The organism is Mesobacillus sp. LC4 (genome assembly GCF_053543455.1).
Window position 1 is genome coordinate 396,146 of the sequence record NZ_JBGCUB010000004.1, and the last position, 18,652, is coordinate 414,797.

Here is an 18,652-nt window from a genome sequence, read left to right on the forward strand (position 1 = left end):
AATCACTCCTTTTACTTTTAGCTATAACTTTATTATATGTAAGGATTTATAATATTTGAAGGATAATTGTTAAAATTTTTAGAAATTTTAACAAAGTGTCATTTTTCCTTCACAATTTCTTGAATAAATCCAAATTGTGATGCCTATCACAACCTCTAATACGATTGCTTCCTATAATTAAAATATAACTTATATTATAGGAGGCCGATTTAAGATGACAGGATGTTTGAGTGGTATTAACCAGGATTCGAGTTTTACATTAAGTGCTGGTCTTCAACAATTAAAAAATGAGCATCCGCCACTCTTGGAGATGCTTGCAAACCTTTTGGATCTTTCACAGAAAATCGAAGAAGGGGAGCAAATGGAAGAAAACTTCTCGAGGCTGAGGGAGATGGTCATTGAGTTCCTTGCGGAGCTGGAGCCGCATTCAGAGAGAGAGGAAGGCGTATTGTTTGAGATGATGGCAGCCTATATTGGAAGAGAAATGGGACCGATTGCCGTCATGGAATATGAGCATGATCAGGCAAAGCGCTTTATCGGGACCTTCCTTCATAATACAAAGGATGGCACCATTGGTTTTTCAAATGAGAAGATGATTGAAAATGCCCAGATGATAAAAAATGCAAATTACACCTTGGTGAGCCATTTTGCTAAAGAGGAAAGCATTCTTTTCCCGATGGCGGAGAATTTGTTCAGCGAGGAAGAAAAACAGGAATTGGCTGAACGCATTAAAGTAATATAAAGATTGAAAAGGGTGAAGCAGCCATTGCTTCACCCTTTTGAAATCTTTTTAAGCTTCAGTGATCGTTATTAGTTTAATGTCTTTTGTATCGAATCGATAAAAAACATCATCTTCATCAGTAAATTCAATCAACCCTTCTTGGTCTTTGGCATCCTGGATGGCTCCAGCAATGTCCTCCACCTCGATAGGTCGTGAAACGGAAAAATCTTTTTCAAAAAAATAATTGATCTTAAACTTAGACATGATAATCTCCCTTCATTAAATCCTCACTTTCTTTCTTTCCTTATCAGGGGCATGCCTAAACATAAAAGTGCAAATGGAAATAATTAATTCTATAAAGTAGGAATGATTCAACCATTCCTATCTGTGCCATTCAGCCAGTTTTTCATCTGAAGGAAGGAACATTGTCAGTAGTCCCAGCAGAGGTAGGAACCCGACACAGATGATCATCAATGGCAAGCCGATCAGGTCAGCAAGATAACCAAGACCGACAGAGCCAATAGCACCCATACCGAATGCAAGACCGACCGTCAGTCCCGCCATCGTGCCGATTTTACCTGGAACAAGCTCCTGTGCGTATACAACAGTAACCGAAAAGCTCGACATCAACATAAAGCCGCTTAGGGTAAGCAGGGCAAAAGCGATGCTGTACGGCATAAATGGAATGATGGCGGATAGAGGCGCAGTCGCAATCATCGAAAGGAATATAATGTTTTTCTTGCCAAAACGGTCAGCCAGCGGGCCACCGAAAAAAGTGCCGAACGCACCGGCAACAAGGAAGGCAAATAAGAATATTTGAGCCTCTTTAATCGATAGGCCATATTTGTCAATCGTATAGAATGCATAGAAATTCGTCATACCCGAGATATACCAGGAACGGGCGAAAATTAAAAATAAAATCAGGACAAGCGCCATTTTAATATTTTTTGAGATCTTTCTATTTACTTGTTTGTTAGCTTGATTGACTTTGGCTGCTATTTTTTCATAATCCAATTTCCGGCTGTACCAGGCGGCGATATATAAAAGCAGCCCAACTGCAATAGCTGCGACAATCGTAAACCATACTGCTCCAAATTGGCCGAGCGGTACAAGGATGAGCGCTGTGATCAAAGGGGCAAGGGCCTGTCCGGAATTGCCTCCAACCTGATAAATGGACTGCGCCAATCCCCGGCGAGGACCGGCAGCCATATAGGCTACCCGAGAACCTTCAGGATGGAATACAGCTGACCCAAGTCCGATGAATAAAACGGAAAGAATGACAAACTCAAAACTCGAAGCGAATGCAAGACCGAGAACACCGAACATTGTCGAGGTCAAACCAAGTGGCAAGGCATAAGGCATTGGCTTTTTGTCGGTTGCCATTCCTATCAGAGGCTGAAGGATGGAAGAAACGATATTCAAAGCAAAGGCGATCATTCCTAATTGAGTGAATGAAAGTCCCATCGATTTTTCAAGAATGGGGAACATCGCCGGGATGACGGATTGGATGGAGTCATTCAATAAATGTACTAACCCGATGATGAAGAGTATCTTATATGCAGTCTCATTTTGATTCTGCGGTTTAGCGCTAACTGCGGCAGCTGATTGGCTCATGATTTTCTCCTTCTAAAAATATTTCGGTTTCCTACATATCATTTTACAAAAAAAGTCACCAGATAAAAATAGCTTTTCTAGTGAAATATATGGTCTAATATAATTTAGAAAATACTGATTATTTGTTAAGGGGGAAGCAAAGTTATGGAAAAAGCTGTGAGCACCTTGATGAACCAAGAAATTTTAGGAGAATTCCTGAGGCGTTTCGGGCTTGAGGAGGAAGTGAAGAAACTTGGAGATTTCGAGAATTATGTTTATGAAACTTATAAAAATGGCCAGCCATATATCATGAGGCTCACCCACAGTTCCCACCGGAACATGGATGAGGTTTTATCCGAATTGGATTGGATGAGGCATTTGAAAAGTAATGGTCTGTCTGTACCCAAGGTTTTTCAATCGGAAGGCGGAAACTTTGCAGAAGAGATTAAGGCGGCCGATAATAGTTCATTTTATGGCTGCGTATACGCCAAAGCTAAAGGGAAGGCTGTCAGTGTGCGTTCCGATGAATTCAATGAAGCTTTGTTCAAAAAATGGGGAGAAACGACGGGAAAAATGCATCTTGCGACCAAATCCTATGAGCCGTCTAGAGGCATAAAAGAACGATCAAACTGGGATGATGACGATCTTCTGTCAATTGAAAAATATTATCCTGCCGAAGATGGGCAATTAGTAGAAAAGGCTAATGAAGTGATCGCCATGATTTCAAAACTGCCGAAAAATAAGGATAATTACGGTATCATCCATACTGATATTCACTCCGGGAATTTTTTTTATGATGGAGAACAGATTCATGTTTTCGATTTCGATGATGCAAGTTACCATTGGTTCGCTTCGGATATCGCGATTCCTCTGTACTATTCTATCCTTTATCGGATCCCTGCAAGCGAGGAAGCAGAGCGAAATCGTTTTGGCAATTTATTTCTGGATGCTTTTATCGAAGGATATCAAAAAGCTAATTCGCTGCCAGACGGCTGGGAGGAACAAGTCCCGTTATTCCTGATGCTTCGTGATATTGTACTGTACGCTGTTCTCCATAAAAAAATCGCCCCAGAGGATCGGGACGAAAAATTGAAGGGTATGATGGAAGAAATTGCAGAAAGAATCAGGAACAAACAGCCAATCGTGAAAATGGATTAACCGCTGTTATTATTCTTCTTATAGAAGGTATAAAGTAAAAAGGTGCCGCTAAAAAGAAGAGCTGTCAAAAGGAAGAAAAAAAAGATACCAATTTCATCGATTAGCCTACTTAAATAGGCAATAAGCGCAATGTCTGTGATTACCGATATAATCAGAAAGTAGCGGATATATTGTGGGTACATGAACTCTCACCATCTTTTATTTTCTATTATGTATGTTTATGGTATAAGTGATACAAAAACACCAGAGCAATAGGCTGCTGGTGTTTTTCCCTGAAAGCAAAAATATCGGATGTCCTGGCTAATCAAGGCGCTTGTGGTTTATTGTCACCACCCACGGCTTGCACCGCCTCCTCCTGATGAGCCGCCACCGCCACCTCGAGGTCCGCCACCACCTCCGCCTCTTGAAATGATTGATAACAGCAGGTAGGTTAAGGTCCCGCCGAAGAACATAAAATCGAGGACAATGACGCCGATTACGATGATGACGAGAAGCCATGAAGGTATAGGGAGGTCTTGCTGCTGCTGAACAGCATCTTGTGCACTTCCGAATTCATTTGTACCCGATACCTCGTTGGCAAGCGCCTGATACGTGTTCATGACAGCGATGTTAGGCTGGCCATTTTGAAGATGCGGAATCGCATACTCATCAAGGATACGACCTGCCTTGCCGTCAGGAATGATTCCTTCGAGTCCATATCCGACTTCAATCCTGATTTTTTTTTCCTGCAGGGCAATTACAAGCAGTACGCCATTATCATCTTCTGCTGTGCCCAGTCCGTACTGGCGATACGCTTCGACCGAGTATTCCTCAATGCTTGACTCGCCAATCGAGTCGACGGTGAGGACAGCAACCTGTGAAGAAGTCTGGTCATCAATCGACCTTCCAATGTTTTTAAGTTGTATTTCTTCGTTCTCGCTTAAAACATTGGCAAAATCCTGAACATAGATATCACCTACTGGTGCAGGTATCTGATTTGGTGCCGCGATTGCCCCGGCCGGAAGCAGCAATAGCAGGATGCCAAGTATTGCTGCAAGGCGAGGGAATCTATTTATTCTCATCATCAGCCTCCAAAGTCAACCTCAGGGGCATCCTGTGCCTGAGGGTCAGCCTTGAAGTATTCCTTAGCATCAAAACCAGTCATATTCGCGATAATGGCACCTGGGAATTGCTTTACTTTCCGGTTATAAACAGATACCTGATCATTATAATCTTTTCTTGCTACAGCTAACCTGTTCTCTGTACCAGCAAGCTCATCCATTAATTGAGTGAACTGTTTGTCCGCTTTCAGGTTTGGGTAATTTTCAACTACTACCAGTAAGCGGCTCAATGCGCTGGATAATTCAGCATTAGCAGTTGCCTGTTCTTCCGGTGTATTTGCTCCTCCTAATTTTGCGCGAGCATCTGAAATGGATTGGATGACTTCTTTTTCATGTGCTGCATAGCCTTTTACCGAATTGACAAGGTTGGGAATGAGGTCAAGCCTCCGCTGAAGCTGGTTCTCTACCTGCGCATAAGCTTGATTGACATTCTCTTCCTCGGCAACGAAATTATTATAGCTGCCAACTCCCATCATGATGAAGATTCCTAGTATGACTAATAAACCAATGACAATTCCTAATCCTTTTTTCACTATAGACACTCCTAATTCATAGTTGTATGTTGATGCCCGTATTTTTCCCTCAACTGTGAGGGTTTTAAACTTAACGGAGAAGATTTCTCCTTTGCTTTAGAAGATTAGAATCTCAGGAAAGACTTTATTTAGTTTTTCATATAAAATTAAGGGAAATACTGATAAAAACAACGAATTCAGATATACTCTAGTTATGGATTAGTCGTATAAGGTAAAGGAATGAATATGAATGAACAATGAGACAGAAAAATCTTTGAAGTTATTCATTGTATTGTCCAGAGCGTACAGGGCTGTCAATGAAAAGGTAAACAAGGTCATCCAAAAAAATGGGCTTAACCCCACAGAATTTGCTGTATTAGAGCTTTTATACCATAAAGGTGAACAACCATTGCAGCAAATTGGGGGCAAGATCCTGCTCGCAAGCGGAAGCATTACCTATGTAGTCGATAAGCTTGAAGAAAAGGGCTATTTAAACAGAGTAGCCTGTCCGAAAGATCGAAGAGTCACATATGCGAAAATTTCTGATGATGGAAGAAAATTAATAGAAGAGATTTTTCCTGAACACAGCGCCTTGATCCATGAACTCATGGACAGTCTGGATGATGATGAAAAAGATACAGCGATTGAGTTGTTGAAAAAGCTGGGCCTTTCTGTGAGCAAATATTAAAAAAACGGCAGATGCCGTTTTTTTTATTGCTTTTTTCGGGAAATTTTATGGAAAGAGCAAGTAATAAAAAGGGAAAAAGGGAATATCCGTAGAATAGGAAAGAGATGGGGAAAATACTTTCCGTATAAAGATAAAGGGGGCAATACCGTGAAATTTGAGCAATATACATATACTCGCCCGAATTTGGATGAAGTCACTGCCAAATTCGATAAACTGCTTGAAGAATTCAAAAATGCAGGCTCTGTTGAAGTGCAAAGCACGGCAATGAATGGAATCAATGATTTGCGCAATGATGTAGGCACGATGTTCAATCTTTGCTATATCCGCCACTCAATCGATACCGAAGATGAGTTCTATAAGCAAGAGCAGGATTTCCTGGATGAACTCGCTCCACAGGTAGAGGGTTTGGTGACAAAATATTATGAAGCACTTGTTTCATCTGCTTTCCGTGATGAACTTGAAGCAAAATGGGGACGTCAGCTCTTCGCTTTGGCTGAAGCACAGTTAAAGCAGTTTTCACCTGAAATCGTTCCAATGATGCAGAAGGAAAACAAGCTGTCCACTGAATATACAAAGCTTGTTGCTTCAGCGAAAATCATGTTCGAAGGGGAAGAGAGGACCCTTGCACAACTTGATCCTTTTACAGAGTCTAAAGACCGTGAAACAAGGAAGAAAGCAAGCGAAGCAAAATTCGCATTCTTTTCTGAGCATGGAGAAGAGTTCGACCGGATTTATGATGAGCTAGTTAAAGTGAGGACAGAAATGGCCCACAAGCTAGGCTACAGCAATTTTGTAGAGTTGGCATACTACCGCATGTTCCGTACGGACTATGACAGCAGCATGGTAGCAGCATTCAGGGACCAGGTCCATAAATACATTGTTCCGGTAGCTTCAAAGCTTAAGGAACGCCAAATGAAACGTATTGGTGTGGAAGAGTTAAAGTATTTTGATGAGCCATTCGATTTCAAAACAGGCAATGCCGCACCAAAGGGAAGTCCTGAGTGGATCATTGAAAATGGTCAAAAAATGTATGATGAGCTATCTTCTGAAACTGGTGAATTTTTCACCTATATGAATGAAAATAACCTGATGGACCTGGTGGCAAAGAAAGGCAAAGCAGGCGGAGGCTATTGCACATACATTGAAAACTATAAGTCACCATTCATATTCTCGAACTTTAACGGCACCTCAGGGGATATTGACGTCCTTACACATGAAGCAGGGCACGCATTCCAGGTATATTCCAGCCGTCATTTTGAGATTCCCGAATATAACTGGCCAACATATGAAGCTTGCGAAATCCATTCGATGAGTATGGAATTCTTCACTTGGCCATGGATGGAACTGTTTTTCAAAGAAGATACCGACAAATATAAGTTCTCGCACCTAAGCAGCGGATTGCTATTCCTGCCATACGGAGTTTCTGTCGACGAATTCCAGCACTGGGTATATGAGAATCCTGAAGCAACACCAGCAGAAAGAAAGCAACAATGGCGAGAAATCGAAAAGAAGTACCTTCCTCATAAAGACTATGACGGAAACACTTATTTAGAAGAAGGGGGATTCTGGCAGCGACAGGGCCATATCTATAATTCACCTTTCTACTATATCGATTACACACTTGCGCAGATTTGTGCATTCCAATTCTGGAAGCGTTCAAGAGGGAATCAGGAAGATGCTTGGAAAGATTATGCTAACCTGTGCCAGCTGGGAGGAAGCATGGCTTTCACTGACCTCGTCAAGGAAGCGAACCTAATTTCTCCATTCGAAGAAGGCTGCGTCCAGTCAGTGATTGGCGAAATTGAAAACTGGCTTGACTCAGTTGACGATACCAATCTGTAATAAAAAGGAAAAAAAGCGAAGCCTTCACGCTTTGCATCAGACTGCAGACAAACTTGATGAAAATCAGTTTTCTGCAGTTTTTTTGTTTAATTAGTTATCGGTTGATTGGGTAGCTTTCGCCTGGAACGGAACCCTTATGGATGAAGAAGAGGTTGCGTAAGGGGGTCTATCGCCCGGAATGCTCTTGTCAGGGGATAACCCTATACAAACAAAAAAAAGCCCGCATCCTCATGCGGGCTTTCTGCTTACAAACTCCGTTCTTTTTTCACCTGTCTGAAGAAAAAAACTTCATAAATAACAGGGATCAAAATCAAGGTTAATAGGGTGGAGGAGGTGAGTCCTCCAATTACGGTTACTGCCAGCCCTTTTGAAATCAAGGTGCCAGATGATGTGGTGAGCGCCAATGGAATCAATGCAGCGATTGTCGCAAAAGCTGTCATCAGGATTGGCCGCAGTCTTGTGATCCCTGCTTCCACAAGTGCCTCGCGGATAGGCATTCCTTTTTCAGTACGGTTCTGGCCGATTCGGTCGACCATAACAATCGCATTGGTTGTGACAATCCCGATTAGCATCAGCAGTCCAATCATGACACTTACTGACATTGGTTCATCGGCAATCCACAGTCCGAGCAGGGAGCCGATTGGGACGAAAATCAAGGATGAGAGAATAATGAACGGAATCCTTGCCTGGCCGAATGTAATCAGCATCGTCAAATAAACAAGCCCGATGGCAACGATCATCGCAATTCCCAGCTGAGTGAATGTTTCAACTGTCTCATCACTGCCTCCTCCGCCTTCAAGAGAAACACCCTCAGGTAGTTTAATGTCATTTTGGACACCATCAATGACAGCACTCGAAACGGCTCTAATATCATTGGAATCAATTTGTGCAGAAACGCGGGCGTATATCTTCCCGTCTAATTTCTGGATCGAAGTAAAAGCTTCCGTTTCAGTGATACGGGCTATTTCAGTGATGGGAACCGGCCCTTGTTGAGTGAAGATCATCGTATTTCTGAGGTCCTCTATTGTTTCGGATTTTTCATCATAGGTAATGGAAACACGTCGTTCTTCACCACCGAGATTCATAGAACCAGCATCAACTGGTTTTGTTTTATCAGTTATCGTACCAAGAACCTGGAATCCGGAAATCCCTAATTGAGCCGATTTTTCAGGATCGATATCGACAATCACTTGCTTTTGTTTCTCGGAAAAATTGTTGGATACATATTTCAGGTCTTCCTGCTTCATCATGTAATCTTCGACTTTTGCCGCTGCGTCCTGCAACACAGACAGATCAGTAGAATACAAGTCAATATTGACATTATTATTTGAAGGCGGACCGCCAGTAGATTGTTCCTGGATGCCAATTTTCGCATCCGGTTCCATTGCTAGGACGATTTCTTCCATTTCTTTTTCTAGCTCTGAGATGAACTCTGAAACACTTACACCTTCACCAAGACTTATAAAATAGTTAGCTTGGTTCTGGCGTTTAAGCCCGGTCTGGAAGTCTCGGCTGCCGATTCCAACGGTGACATCATTGATATCTTTTTGTTCTGCGAACATGTTCTCGACCTTCAGGGAAACTTCGTTCGTCTTTTCCAGTGAAGTGGAGGATGGCAGTTGGAATGTTGCGACCAGCAGCTTTTGCTCTTCATTCGGAATGAACGTGAAACCAAGACCCTTGACAAGGAATCCTGAACCCGCTAGCAGGGCAATGGAAAGGAAGATGACAAGAGTTTTATGGTTCAGTGACCATCTGATGGATGATGCATAGGCTCTTTGCATAGCTCCTTCTTTTTCTTCCTTAGGCACCTTTTTGAATGAGAATTTAGCAAGGATTGGCACGATTGTTACAGCTACAATCAATGATGCCAGCAATGAAAATACTATCGTCAGTGCAAACGGAAGGAAGAATTCCCCGGTAATGCCTCCGACAAGTCCCAATGGTAAGAATACAACAACCGTGGTTATGGTTGAAGATGTGATCGCCCTCAGAATTTCTCTCGTGGAGTCCTGAATCAACTCATCTGTCATGGCTTTATTATCTTTACGGACTCTTCGGAAGATGTTCTCAATAACTACGATGCTATCATCGACCACCCGGCCAACTGCGACAGCCATGCCGCCAAGAGTCATGATGTTCAATGAGATATCAAGCTGATTCAAAAAGATTGAGGAAATCAATAACGAAAGCGGAATCGATACAATGGCAATAATCGTCGCCCTGAAGTTCCTGAGAAAAATCAGTACAGCGATTGAAGCGAACAGGGCTCCGAGCAAACCTTCCTTAACAAGGGTATTGACCGATTTTTCAATTCCTTCCGCTGAATCGAACCCAATCGCGTATTCAAGCCGGTCGTCATAGCTGTTGATAACCGATAATACCTTTTCGGCAACTTCAACCGTATTTGCATCCTGTTTTTTCGTGATGGCCATCGATAAAGATTCTTTTTCGTTGTAGCGAGTGATTTCAGGTTTTTCGGTTACAACCTCAATCGAGGCAATATCCCCCAGTTTAACTGGCGGGGCATTTGGAGCGAATTTTGACTGTAAAACCAGGTTTTCGAGTTCAGTTATTTCTTCTATTTTTTCCTGGACCCTTACCGGTACCTGGATTGCATTTTCATTCAGGTTGCCAGCTGGAAAGCTGAATTTTTTTGCATTGATGCTTTCTTTAATCTCATTCAAATTAAGGGCAAGCTGTGCAGCCTTTCCTTGATCAACTGTAATTTGAAGGATATCCTCAGTCATACCGCCAACCGAAACACTGTTTATTCCCTGAATCTTATTCAGTTCAGGAATGATCTCCTCGTTCACAAGTTGTTCTAGGTCCTGATTGCCTTTTGCAAACAGCGAAATGTTGAAAATCGGGAAGGTGCCAAATGAAAAGCGGTTAACATTTGTCTCAACTGTTTCGGGAAGTCCTGCCTCCTTGATGAAGGAATTAACCTGCTGTTCAGCATCATCCAGTTCGGTATCGAAAGGGAACTCAAGATTGATGATTGCGATGCTTTCAAATGAAGAACTCTGGATTTTCTTTAAACCTTCAATCCCTTTCAATTTAGTCTCCAGCTTCTCTGTCACTTGCTCATTGATATCCTGAGGGGATGCTCCAGGATATATGACTTCCACAGATAGCTGAGGGAATTCAATATTCGGCAGTAAATCGACCTTCAGACGAGTGAAGGAATACAGTCCGCCGAGTATCAGCAAAAAAGAAATAATAAAAACTGCAAAAGCATTTTTCAGACTGAATCGTGTCAGAAACCCCATTAGGTTTACCTCTTTTCTTAAAAAAGTTATGCTCTTATTCTATATGTCTTCTATGTATATTTCATTTTTAAACTGTAAAAATTTAAAATAGTTTTTCTCCATGATGCGGTTTCAGGAACAGGGAAATTTTCATCGTAATTGGGCCTCTTTTCGGGCTTTTTGAAAAAAATAAAGGTCCGGCGTCATGCCGAACCTTCGAGGGAATTATTTGCGTTTTATGGTGATATCATCGTTTTCGATGACTGCTATCAATTCAGTCGCATTTGGTTCTTCAAGAATGAAGTCCGCGATGGAATCCTCAAGCTGTTCCTGAATGGAGCGGCGCAGAGGGCGTGCACCAAATGCAGGGTGGTATCCGAGCTCAGCAAGCTTTTCCTTTACTTCGGCTTCGACTTCAAGACGGATGTTCTGCTCTAAAAGGACATCCTTCAGTTCAGAAAGCATCAAGTTTACAATCTGAAGAAGATGTTCTTTTTCAAGTGCCTTGAACTCGATGATGCTGTCGAAGCGGTTCAAAAATTCAGGCTTAAAGAAGCCGCCCAGGGAATCAAGTATACTTGATTCGTTGACAGCGGTGCTCTGGTCGAATCCTACTTTGATCGTTTTGTGCCCTACTCCTGCGTTACTTGTCATGATGATGACGGTGTCCTTGAAGCTTACGGTGCGGCCCTGGCTGTCTGTCAGGCGTCCGTCCTCAAGAATCTGGAGGAACATGTGCTGTACATCTGGGTGTGCTTTCTCGATTTCATCCAGCAGAATGATGCTGTATGGGTTGCGTCTTACCTTTTCGGTCAGCTGGCCAGCCTCATCATGGCCTACATAACCTGGAGGTGAACCAATCAGCTTGGAAACGCTGTGTTTTTCCATGTATTCACTCATGTCTAGACGAACCATTGCATCTTTAGAGCCAAACAGCTCTTCAGCCAATGTTTTTGTCAATTCTGTTTTACCGACACCTGTTGGACCGACGAATAGGAAGGATCCAATCGGACGGTTTTTAGATTTCAGACCTGCACGGCTGCGGCGAATTGCTTTGGCTACTTTCTGTACAGCATCCTCCTGGCCGATGACCTTGCCATTAAGGTTAACAACAAGGTTTTTCATCCTAACCTGTTCGTCCTCCTGAAGTTTGCCCACGGGAATCCCAGTCTTCTTCTCAATGATTTCCTGAATATGCTGGACTGTGACCAAAGGACGTGTTGTGTTGCCGTTTTCTTTAAATGCCATTTCAAGCTTGTTTTCCTCATCACGCAGCTTTGCAGCTTTTTCGTAGTCTTCCTGCTGCAATGCCATTTCCTTTTCCTTTGCTATTTCAGCTAGGCGGCGTTCAGCATCGTTTTTATTTGTGTAATCAGAAACAAGGTTAAGCTTTGAACCAGCTTCGTCCATTAAATCAATCGCTTTGTCAGGGAGGAAGCGGTCCTGGATGTAGCGGTGTGACAGCTGTGCGCATGCCTTGATTGTTTCTTCCGGAAAGGAAACCTGATGGAAATCTTCATACTTGGACTGAATTCCCTTCAGGATTTCAACAGCCTCATCAACTGTTGGTTCCAGGACATGTACTGGCTGGAAACGTCTCTCGAGCGCCGCATCCTTTTCGATTTGTCGATACTCCTTCAGTGTTGTTGCACCGACCACTTGAAGCTCACCGCGAGCTAGTGCTGGCTTCAGGATATTCCCTGCATCCATTGAGCCTTCTGCAGACCCTGCTCCAACAAGCTGGTGGATTTCATCAATGAACAGGATGATATTCTTGCGAGCCTGTAATTCAGAAATCAGCTGTTTCATTCTTTCCTCGAATTGTCCGCGGATACCTGTGTTCGAGACCATTGATGCGACATCCAATAAATAAACTTCTTTGTTTTTCAGTTTATTCGGTACATCGCCTTCAACAATTTTAAGAGCAAGACCTTCCGCGATGGCTGTTTTACCTACACCAGGTTCCCCGATCAGAACAGGGTTATTTTTATTCCTTCTATTTAAAATTTCAATTACTCGTGTGACTTCTTCGTTTCTTCCGATCACCGGGTCAATCAAGCCAGTCTTGGCGATATGGGTCAAGTTTCTGCCATATTGATCAATGAAGCCATTTCCTCCGCCGGCAGTTTTTAAAGCTGCAGAAGGGGTAGGATTTGGATTTTGGTTATTCATGTTACCTGAGAACTGTTTGAACATATCATTGAAAGGTGAGCCTCCAAAATCGGAAAATCCGGACATTGGGCTGCCGAAGGAAGCACCTAATTTTTCTTTTTCTGATTGATAGCAATCTTCACAGAGCATTAAATGCTTCTGATTACCGTATAAATTGACTCTCAACTGAATATTGGCGTGTTTCTCATGGCAATTTTGGCAAAGCATTTAAATTCCTCCTTCAAAATGAATTCTTTTTATAAAATCATCAAACATAAACTCTTGACTTTGACTATCTTTGATCAATTTAACTTTATTATACTTTGACCTTTTTTGACTTTCAAGATTTTTGACTATGGTATTTTTTAGAAATTATTGTATTAAGTCTTGAAATAAAAAAAGCTCGTCATGGTTTGTCTATCCCTACATATATTGAGAAGGAGGGAGGGGAACGCTTTGAAGACAAATTGGGGTGCTGCCTTTCAAATCGCTGCTGTTTATGTCGGTACCGTAGTTGGAGCCGGCTTTGCGACAGGGAGGGAAATCGTCGAATTCTTTTCCCGCTTTGGACTTTTTGGATTGATTGGTGTTTTCATGGCGGGATATATTCTTACATATATGGGTGCAAAGTTGATGCGAATCGCAGCGGCGATCGGTGCCCGTTCATATGAAGAGATGAATGTACATTTATTTGGGAAGTTTTTTGGCAGAATCATCAATATGATGATGCTGTTTATGCTGCTTGGTGTATGTGCCGTCATGTTATCAGGTGCAGGGGCTGTTTTTGAGGAGCAGCTTGGGTTGACCAAGTCACTGGGAATCTTTATCACGATTGCACTGTCACTTGCTGTCATGGTTGTCGGCTTAAAGGGCGTCTTTGCAGTGAATACTTTTGTCGTGCCGATGATGATCTTGTTCAGTTTGATTTTATTTTTCCTGTCCGTTAAGCTGCCTGGATTCATCGAACAGGTTGTTTTCATTCCGTATGCAGAGGATGGCTGGAAGGCTGTGATCGGACCCTTTTCATATACAGCACTGAATCTGTCGCTGGCTCAGGCAGTACTAGTACCTGTAGCAGCCGAGATGAAAGACGATAGTACGGTGAAATGGGGAGGGATCCTGGGCGGGATTGCGCTGACCTTAATTCTGCTTTCAAGCCATTTGACTTTAATCATGCTGCCTGGATTTGAAACATTTGAGATTCCGATGGCTGTCGTCATGAAACAGCTTGCTGCAGGCCTTTACTGGATTTTCGTCTTGATTGTATATGGTGAAATTTTCACTTCCGTGATCGGCAATATATTTGGACTAGAAAGACAGATCCAAAAGTATATTAAGCTGCCGAGCCTGCTCGTCGTCTCACTCCTTTTTGTCATATGTTATTTCATCAGCTTGATCGACTATGGGACGCTTCTTTCAATCCTGTATCCCGTTTTTGGTTATATCAGTTTGATATTTATTGTCTTGTTATGGATGAAACCAGTCCATGTGGACAAATAAAAAAAAGAAGGGAGCAGCCCCTTCTTTTTTTATTTGTCTTCTTTCATAATTGTCTTGGCCATCTCCAAGAACGCGCTGCGGTGGTCAGCATCATCTTTTGTGAACAAAGTCAGCTTTAATGGTTGTTCGTCATTTTTAATTAAATAAGTAGTTACGATATCTGATCCGCTTTGAGTTTCCATGGCCCATGCATTGCTGAAGAATGGGTCTTCTGGTGTTTGTGCCTCTTTTACTTCAGGACCGACAGCGGCTAGCTGTGCTTTTGAATTTTCTTCGACTAGTGACCATTCTGCGTCATTGGGAAGCAATTCGATTCGCATGAATACACTGTCATCCTCAGTCCACATAAGTACATCCTTGTTCGGTTCTTCTGCTGACAGTTCATATTCAGGCAAAACATACATGGAGTAGTTTTGATTATCATTGTGTTTCAGGAAAGCAGTCTGTTCTTTTTGCTCGTCATCCACTGTATAAGCAATATTTTGCTCCATGATGCGGATCAAGCCTTCTTCATTCCCTTTTTCTTGTTCTGTGGTGTTTTTGTTTTCTTCATTTTTTTCTGGCGCAGCAGCTGGCTGGGCAGCAGGTGCTTTTTCCGCCGGCTTTGATTCTTCCTGAGAGCCGCAGCCTGCAATGAGTATTGACGATAATCCGACTACGAATAAAGGTTTTACATATTTGTTCATGTCTTAATTGCCCCCTGTGATTTCATATGGTGATTTCTACATTTTTAGACGGAAAAGAATAACGAAAGTTACAATACTTTGTCGCATTAACAAAATATCATGGACAGGCAGATCGGACAATAATGAAAATGACCCATATCCAAAAGTTGGCATGGGTCATTCTGTAGAGTTGCTCATTAGTTAAGCGGCAGAAAAACAAACAATAATAAGTCAAATACGATATGCGAGACGATCACAAGCGGCATGCTCCGTTTCCATGCGTATAAAATACTCCAAGCAAGCCCAGCAATGATTGCGGCTAAAACCAAAATAAACTCACCGGAATAGAGATGGACAGAGGCATATAAAATAACCGAAAGACTAATCGACATTTTCATGCTAAAGTATTTAGCAATTCGTTTTTGGATGAACCCTCGCCAGAATATTTCTTCGCCCGGAGCTATGATTAACACAAGGACTAAATAATGCCAGAATAATTCAGGTGAAAATCTGCTGTACAGACTAGAAATTTGATTGGCGAAAGGCAGATTGAGTGCTTCAATAAGGAAGCTTCCTAGCCAAAAAAGTCCAAATAAACCGAGTCCGGAGACAACTCCCAGCGTCAAATAAGATAGTGTGGACGAATTGTCCTCGATTTCTTCATTTATGATGGAATAACTAATCAAAACCAGCATCGAAGCTGTGAATATATACCAGAATACGTTTTTATCCTCAAAGGTAAAAAACATAAGGAGATGAGCGATCAAAATACCAATAATCAGTCTGCGATCCGCCATCCAATTCATCATTCTATACAATCCCCTTTCCAGAAACAAAATTTATTGTACCAAATAATTCATTGAATTTGTAAGGAAATGATTTCTTTCAGTTTGGGAATAGTAAGATTGAACGAAAATTTGAATGGAGGGAAGACCATGTCAGAATCAAAACGTGAGAAAGAACGTAACTGGACTGTCCGAAAGCAAGATCAACATCCACACGGAAAAGTTAAATCCTTCAAGGAACTTGCCGGTAAGGAAAATAAAGGATAAATAAAAAAAGCAGCTCAGGCTGCTTTCAGTTTCTTTTATAATGAAGTAAAAACTATTACACTTTGAACAGTGTCTAGCTCCAGCGCCTAGCCAGTTTTCATCCTTGAACCTGCTTCCTCGAGTAACTTGCGAGAAGCGTTAGCTTTGAGCAGCTCGAGCCGCTTGTCCAGCTTCGGCTCCTAACTCCTCGAGACGTTTCAGTCCTGCCAATGAAGTCAAAGATCGACTTCACTGGCAGGCCCTCCAACGCTTGTCGGAGTTGGGCAGTCGCCTCCGCATTTCGTTTTCGGTCCGGCCAATGAAGTCAAAGACCGACTTCACTGTTCGGCCCTCCAGCGCTTGTCGGGGCTGAGCAAGCCGCTTACGCATTTCTAGATTAATAAGCTGTTTCTTTAACAATTTTATAGTTTTTGTGATTGATGACAGTGCGTTGATCGAGCTCTAAATCCCGGAAATTGTTCATATATGTCATATCAACAATCACGGAGTTTTCATTGACCTTTTCTACGACACCTTGCAATCCTTCTTTAAATTCGATTACATTTCCAACTTCGGCTTTCTTCAAATAACTCGCTCCTTCGTTATATTTCGAATTACTAACATTTTGCCTTAAAATTTAGCAAGCGTAAAGGAAAATACGCACTAAATTTTAAATGTTCACGAAATTTTCAATTTATAAAAGTTAGAAAATTCAATTTATATGAACTATTATATAGAAAAGATACAATTCCATCCAGATTTAATTTAAAAATGTTTTTTAATTCAATCCCTTTTAACCCATTTGAGAAACAAGGCCAGATAAATAACGCATTTGCAATTTAATCACCAGAGGATAAAATAGTTTTAGGATAAGAAATAAGAGGTGGTTCAGTTGGATAAGGATCAGGCTATTACAATGCTTGAAAGTTTGAAAAATAGAGAAGTAGAGGAAATCTTTGTGGCGAAACAAGACTTTATGGCATTTCGTGAATTCCTGGTAAAAAGAGATGATTTCAAGCATTTTAGGGGAATTGCGCAAAGGGGTGGAGACGTCATCTTCACATATGTGGATCAGGCGCGAAGTTAATAGAGAAAAATATGCTTTCAACTCACATTTTACTATCCCTATTAGTGGAATAGTAGTAAAATATTAACACATACTGGTGAGGTGATCGTGAATGGAAACTATGTGCCAAGATAAGCTTATGGAAGAAATCGAACACAAACGGAGAGAAATGATTTCTGCAGCTAAGGAAACAGGTTTTCTAAGCGTTCAGACCATATCAGCAAGCCAGGAGCTGGGCAAACTATTAAATGTAGTACAGGGAGATCAGCTTTTACTTACAAAGTAAAAGAATTGGGGGCACTTAATAAGTGCTCCTTTTTATTTGGATAAAAATGGCTGAAAATTCACATTTTTACGTCCTAATGGTAAACTTCTCATAAGCATCTCCATAAAAAAAAGAACTGACACATAAGGGGGAGAAATGAATGGAACTGGTAAATAAATTAGAACAGCTAAAAATAGAAATAGGCAAAAATGTAGTAGGGCGTGAGGATGAAATAGAAATGATGGTGATTGCCCTTTTGAACAACGGCCATATTCTTATGGAAAGTGTACCGGGCACAGGGAAGACATTGCTCGCTAAAACATTTGCAGCTGCCATTAGCAGTCAATTTTCCAGGATTCAGTTTACGCCAGATGTTTTGCCTAGTGATATTACAGGGATTCAGTTTTTTAATCCGAAACTTCAGGAATTTGAATTAAAACCAGGCCCAATTGTTACCAATATACTTCTGGCAGATGAAATCAACCGTGCAACACCGCGAACTCAGTCAAGCTTGCTCGAGGCGATGGAGGAACACCAGGTTACCATTGACGGCCACACGATTTCTTTGAAATCTCCTTTCCTCGTGATTGCCACCCAGAATCCTGTTGAGTCACAGCAAGGGACATTCCAGCTTCCAGTCGCGCAGATGGATCGGTTCTTTATTAAATTATCTCTCGGTTATCCAGAGATAAATGAAGAGAGAGAAATGATCCAAAAACATAGATTTGGAACTTCAAGAAATGAGGTCAACCCGGTTATCAGTGAAGAGGATCTCAATTCTTTGAAACAAGAAATCATGAATGTGAAGCTGACTGAGGTTGTAGAAGAGTATCTATTGCAGATCATTCGGAAAACGAGAAGCCATTCTTCGATTGAATTAGGAATCAGTCCACGTGGTACGCTTGCTTTAGTAAAGGCTGCTCAGGGACGGGCTATGATTAAAGGTCGAAGCTATGTAGTGCCGAATGATGTCAAAGAGATGGCTCCGTTCGTACTAACACACAGAATTTATTTATCAGCAGAGGCATCCTTGACAATGACTCCAGAAAAAGTAGTTGAGGATTTACTGGAATCCATTCCACTCCCAGTCGAAGTTGAGGTTTAAGCAC

General features: G+C 41.8%; 18 protein-coding genes. 9 read left to right on the top strand and 9 right to left on the bottom strand.

Annotated elements, in window-relative coordinates; translation table 11 throughout:
* The first annotated feature begins 214 nt into the window (after positions 1-214).
* Positions 215-742, top strand: a complete 528-nt coding sequence (locus tag AB5I83_RS15280) for a hemerythrin domain-containing protein (protein ID WP_448976367.1) — start codon at positions 215-217, stop codon at positions 740-742.
* A gap of 48 nt (positions 743-790) precedes the next feature.
* Here the strand turns inward: AB5I83_RS15280 and AB5I83_RS15285 are convergent, their stop codons facing one another.
* Entirely contained in the window at positions 791-985 is a 195-nt protein-coding gene (locus AB5I83_RS15285) for a hypothetical protein (protein ID WP_167831934.1), read from the bottom strand.
* 117 nt (positions 986-1,102) lie between these two features.
* Positions 1,103-2,335, bottom strand: coding sequence for an MFS transporter (locus AB5I83_RS15290; protein WP_448976369.1), 1,233 nt, complete (start codon positions 2,333-2,335; stop codon positions 1,103-1,105).
* Between the two features lie 144 nt (positions 2,336-2,479).
* Here AB5I83_RS15290 and AB5I83_RS15295 point away from each other — a divergent pair, with 144 nt between their 5' ends.
* Entirely contained in the window at positions 2,480-3,472 is a 993-nt protein-coding gene (locus AB5I83_RS15295) for a phosphotransferase enzyme family protein (RefSeq protein ID WP_448976371.1), read from the top strand.
* A 326-nt stretch (positions 3,473-3,798) separates the two neighbouring features.
* Here the strand turns inward: AB5I83_RS15295 and AB5I83_RS15300 are convergent, their stop codons facing one another.
* Entirely contained in the window at positions 3,799-4,536 is a 738-nt protein-coding gene (locus tag AB5I83_RS15300; protein WP_448976373.1) for a TPM domain-containing protein, read from the bottom strand.
* Complete coding sequence (locus AB5I83_RS15305) at positions 4,536-5,105, bottom strand: LemA family protein (RefSeq protein ID WP_448976375.1); 570 nt, start codon at positions 5,103-5,105, stop codon at positions 4,536-4,538. The genes AB5I83_RS15300 and AB5I83_RS15305 overlap by 1 nt, the downstream gene beginning before the upstream one ends.
* Before the next feature lie 229 nt (positions 5,106-5,334).
* Between AB5I83_RS15305 and AB5I83_RS15310 the strand changes: the two genes are divergently transcribed.
* Together AB5I83_RS15310 and AB5I83_RS15315 are read left to right on the top strand one after the other, a co-directional pair.
* Positions 5,335-5,772, top strand: coding sequence for a MarR family winged helix-turn-helix transcriptional regulator (locus tag AB5I83_RS15310; RefSeq protein ID WP_167831929.1), 438 nt, complete (start codon positions 5,335-5,337; stop codon positions 5,770-5,772).
* A 147-nt stretch (positions 5,773-5,919) separates the two neighbouring features.
* The gene (locus tag AB5I83_RS15315; RefSeq protein WP_448976377.1) at positions 5,920-7,614 is read left to right on the top strand and encodes a M3 family oligoendopeptidase; all 1,695 of its coding nucleotides are present in this window, start codon (positions 5,920-5,922) and stop codon (positions 7,612-7,614) included.
* 245 nt (positions 7,615-7,859) lie between these two features.
* Here the strand turns inward: AB5I83_RS15315 and AB5I83_RS15320 are convergent, their stop codons facing one another.
* Together AB5I83_RS15320 and AB5I83_RS15325 are read right to left on the bottom strand one after the other, a co-directional pair.
* The gene (locus AB5I83_RS15320; RefSeq protein WP_448976379.1) at positions 7,860-10,886 is read right to left on the bottom strand and encodes an efflux RND transporter permease subunit; all 3,027 of its coding nucleotides are present in this window, start codon (positions 10,884-10,886) and stop codon (positions 7,860-7,862) included.
* Between the two features lie 204 nt (positions 10,887-11,090).
* Positions 11,091-13,244, bottom strand: coding sequence for an AAA family ATPase (locus AB5I83_RS15325; protein ID WP_448976381.1), 2,154 nt, complete (start codon positions 13,242-13,244; stop codon positions 11,091-11,093).
* A gap of 228 nt (positions 13,245-13,472) precedes the next feature.
* On the opposite strand from AB5I83_RS15325, the gene AB5I83_RS15330 reads away from it, so the two are divergent.
* Positions 13,473-14,516 (top strand): YkvI family membrane protein, encoded by a 1,044-nt coding sequence (locus AB5I83_RS15330; protein ID WP_448976383.1) that lies wholly within the window; start codon positions 13,473-13,475, stop codon positions 14,514-14,516.
* A 29-nt stretch (positions 14,517-14,545) separates the two neighbouring features.
* Here the strand turns inward: AB5I83_RS15330 and AB5I83_RS15335 are convergent, their stop codons facing one another.
* On the bottom strand, positions 14,546-15,202 hold the full coding sequence (locus AB5I83_RS15335) for a hypothetical protein (RefSeq protein WP_448976385.1): 657 nt from the start codon (positions 15,200-15,202) through the stop codon (positions 14,546-14,548).
* Between the two features lie 176 nt (positions 15,203-15,378).
* Positions 15,379-15,990 carry a CPBP family intramembrane glutamic endopeptidase gene (locus AB5I83_RS15340; RefSeq protein WP_448976387.1) on the bottom strand — a complete coding sequence of 204 codons (612 nt, stop codon included), beginning with the start codon at positions 15,988-15,990 and terminating at the stop codon, positions 15,379-15,381.
* 126 nt (positions 15,991-16,116) lie between these two features.
* Here AB5I83_RS15340 and AB5I83_RS15345 point away from each other — a divergent pair, with 126 nt between their 5' ends.
* On the top strand, positions 16,117-16,233 hold the full coding sequence (locus tag AB5I83_RS15345) for a DUF6254 family protein (RefSeq protein WP_226087263.1): 117 nt from the start codon (positions 16,117-16,119) through the stop codon (positions 16,231-16,233).
* Positions 16,234-16,609: 376 nt separating this feature from the next.
* Here AB5I83_RS15345 and AB5I83_RS15350 read toward each other — a convergent pair whose 3' ends face one another.
* On the bottom strand, positions 16,610-16,798 hold the full coding sequence (locus AB5I83_RS15350; protein WP_448976389.1) for a YkvS family protein: 189 nt from the start codon (positions 16,796-16,798) through the stop codon (positions 16,610-16,612).
* A 306-nt stretch (positions 16,799-17,104) separates the two neighbouring features.
* Here AB5I83_RS15350 and AB5I83_RS15355 point away from each other — a divergent pair, with 306 nt between their 5' ends.
* The 3 genes from AB5I83_RS15355 (at position 17,105) to AB5I83_RS15365 (ending at position 18,648) form a co-directional block, all read left to right on the top strand.
* Positions 17,105-17,299 (top strand): hypothetical protein, encoded by a 195-nt coding sequence (locus AB5I83_RS15355; RefSeq protein ID WP_448976391.1) that lies wholly within the window; start codon positions 17,105-17,107, stop codon positions 17,297-17,299.
* A gap of 91 nt (positions 17,300-17,390) precedes the next feature.
* On the top strand, positions 17,391-17,564 hold the full coding sequence (locus AB5I83_RS15360; protein ID WP_448976393.1) for a Spo0E family sporulation regulatory protein-aspartic acid phosphatase: 174 nt from the start codon (positions 17,391-17,393) through the stop codon (positions 17,562-17,564).
* A 139-nt stretch (positions 17,565-17,703) separates the two neighbouring features.
* The gene (locus AB5I83_RS15365; protein ID WP_448976395.1) at positions 17,704-18,648 is read left to right on the top strand and encodes an AAA family ATPase; all 945 of its coding nucleotides are present in this window, start codon (positions 17,704-17,706) and stop codon (positions 18,646-18,648) included.
* Positions 18,649-18,652 lie beyond the last annotated feature (4 nt).

Coding starts and splice junctions, on each gene's coding strand:
- AB5I83_RS15280 (WP_448976367.1), top strand. CDS start 215: ATGACAGGATGTTTGAGTGGTATTAACCAGGATTCGAGTTTTACATTA.
- AB5I83_RS15285 (WP_167831934.1), bottom strand. CDS start 985: ATGTCTAAGTTTAAGATCAATTATTTTTTTGAAAAAGATTTTTCCGTT.
- AB5I83_RS15290 (WP_448976369.1), bottom strand. CDS start 2,335: ATGAGCCAATCAGCTGCCGCAGTTAGCGCTAAACCGCAGAATCAAAAT.
- AB5I83_RS15295 (WP_448976371.1), top strand. CDS start 2,480: ATGGAAAAAGCTGTGAGCACCTTGATGAACCAAGAAATTTTAGGAGAA.
- AB5I83_RS15300 (WP_448976373.1), bottom strand. CDS start 4,536: ATGATGAGAATAAATAGATTCCCTCGCCTTGCAGCAATACTTGGCATC.
- AB5I83_RS15310 (WP_167831929.1), top strand. CDS start 5,335: ATGAACAATGAGACAGAAAAATCTTTGAAGTTATTCATTGTATTGTCC.
- AB5I83_RS15320 (WP_448976379.1), bottom strand. CDS start 10,886: ATGGGGTTTCTGACACGATTCAGTCTGAAAAATGCTTTTGCAGTTTTT.
- AB5I83_RS15325 (WP_448976381.1), bottom strand. CDS start 13,244: ATGCTTTGCCAAAATTGCCATGAGAAACACGCCAATATTCAGTTGAGA.
- AB5I83_RS15335 (WP_448976385.1), bottom strand. CDS start 15,202: ATGAACAAATATGTAAAACCTTTATTCGTAGTCGGATTATCGTCAATA.
- AB5I83_RS15340 (WP_448976387.1), bottom strand. CDS start 15,990: ATGATGAATTGGATGGCGGATCGCAGACTGATTATTGGTATTTTGATC.
- AB5I83_RS15345 (WP_226087263.1), top strand. CDS start 16,117: ATGTCAGAATCAAAACGTGAGAAAGAACGTAACTGGACTGTCCGAAAG.
- AB5I83_RS15360 (WP_448976393.1), top strand. CDS start 17,391: ATGGAAACTATGTGCCAAGATAAGCTTATGGAAGAAATCGAACACAAA.
- AB5I83_RS15365 (WP_448976395.1), top strand. CDS start 17,704: ATGGAACTGGTAAATAAATTAGAACAGCTAAAAATAGAAATAGGCAAA.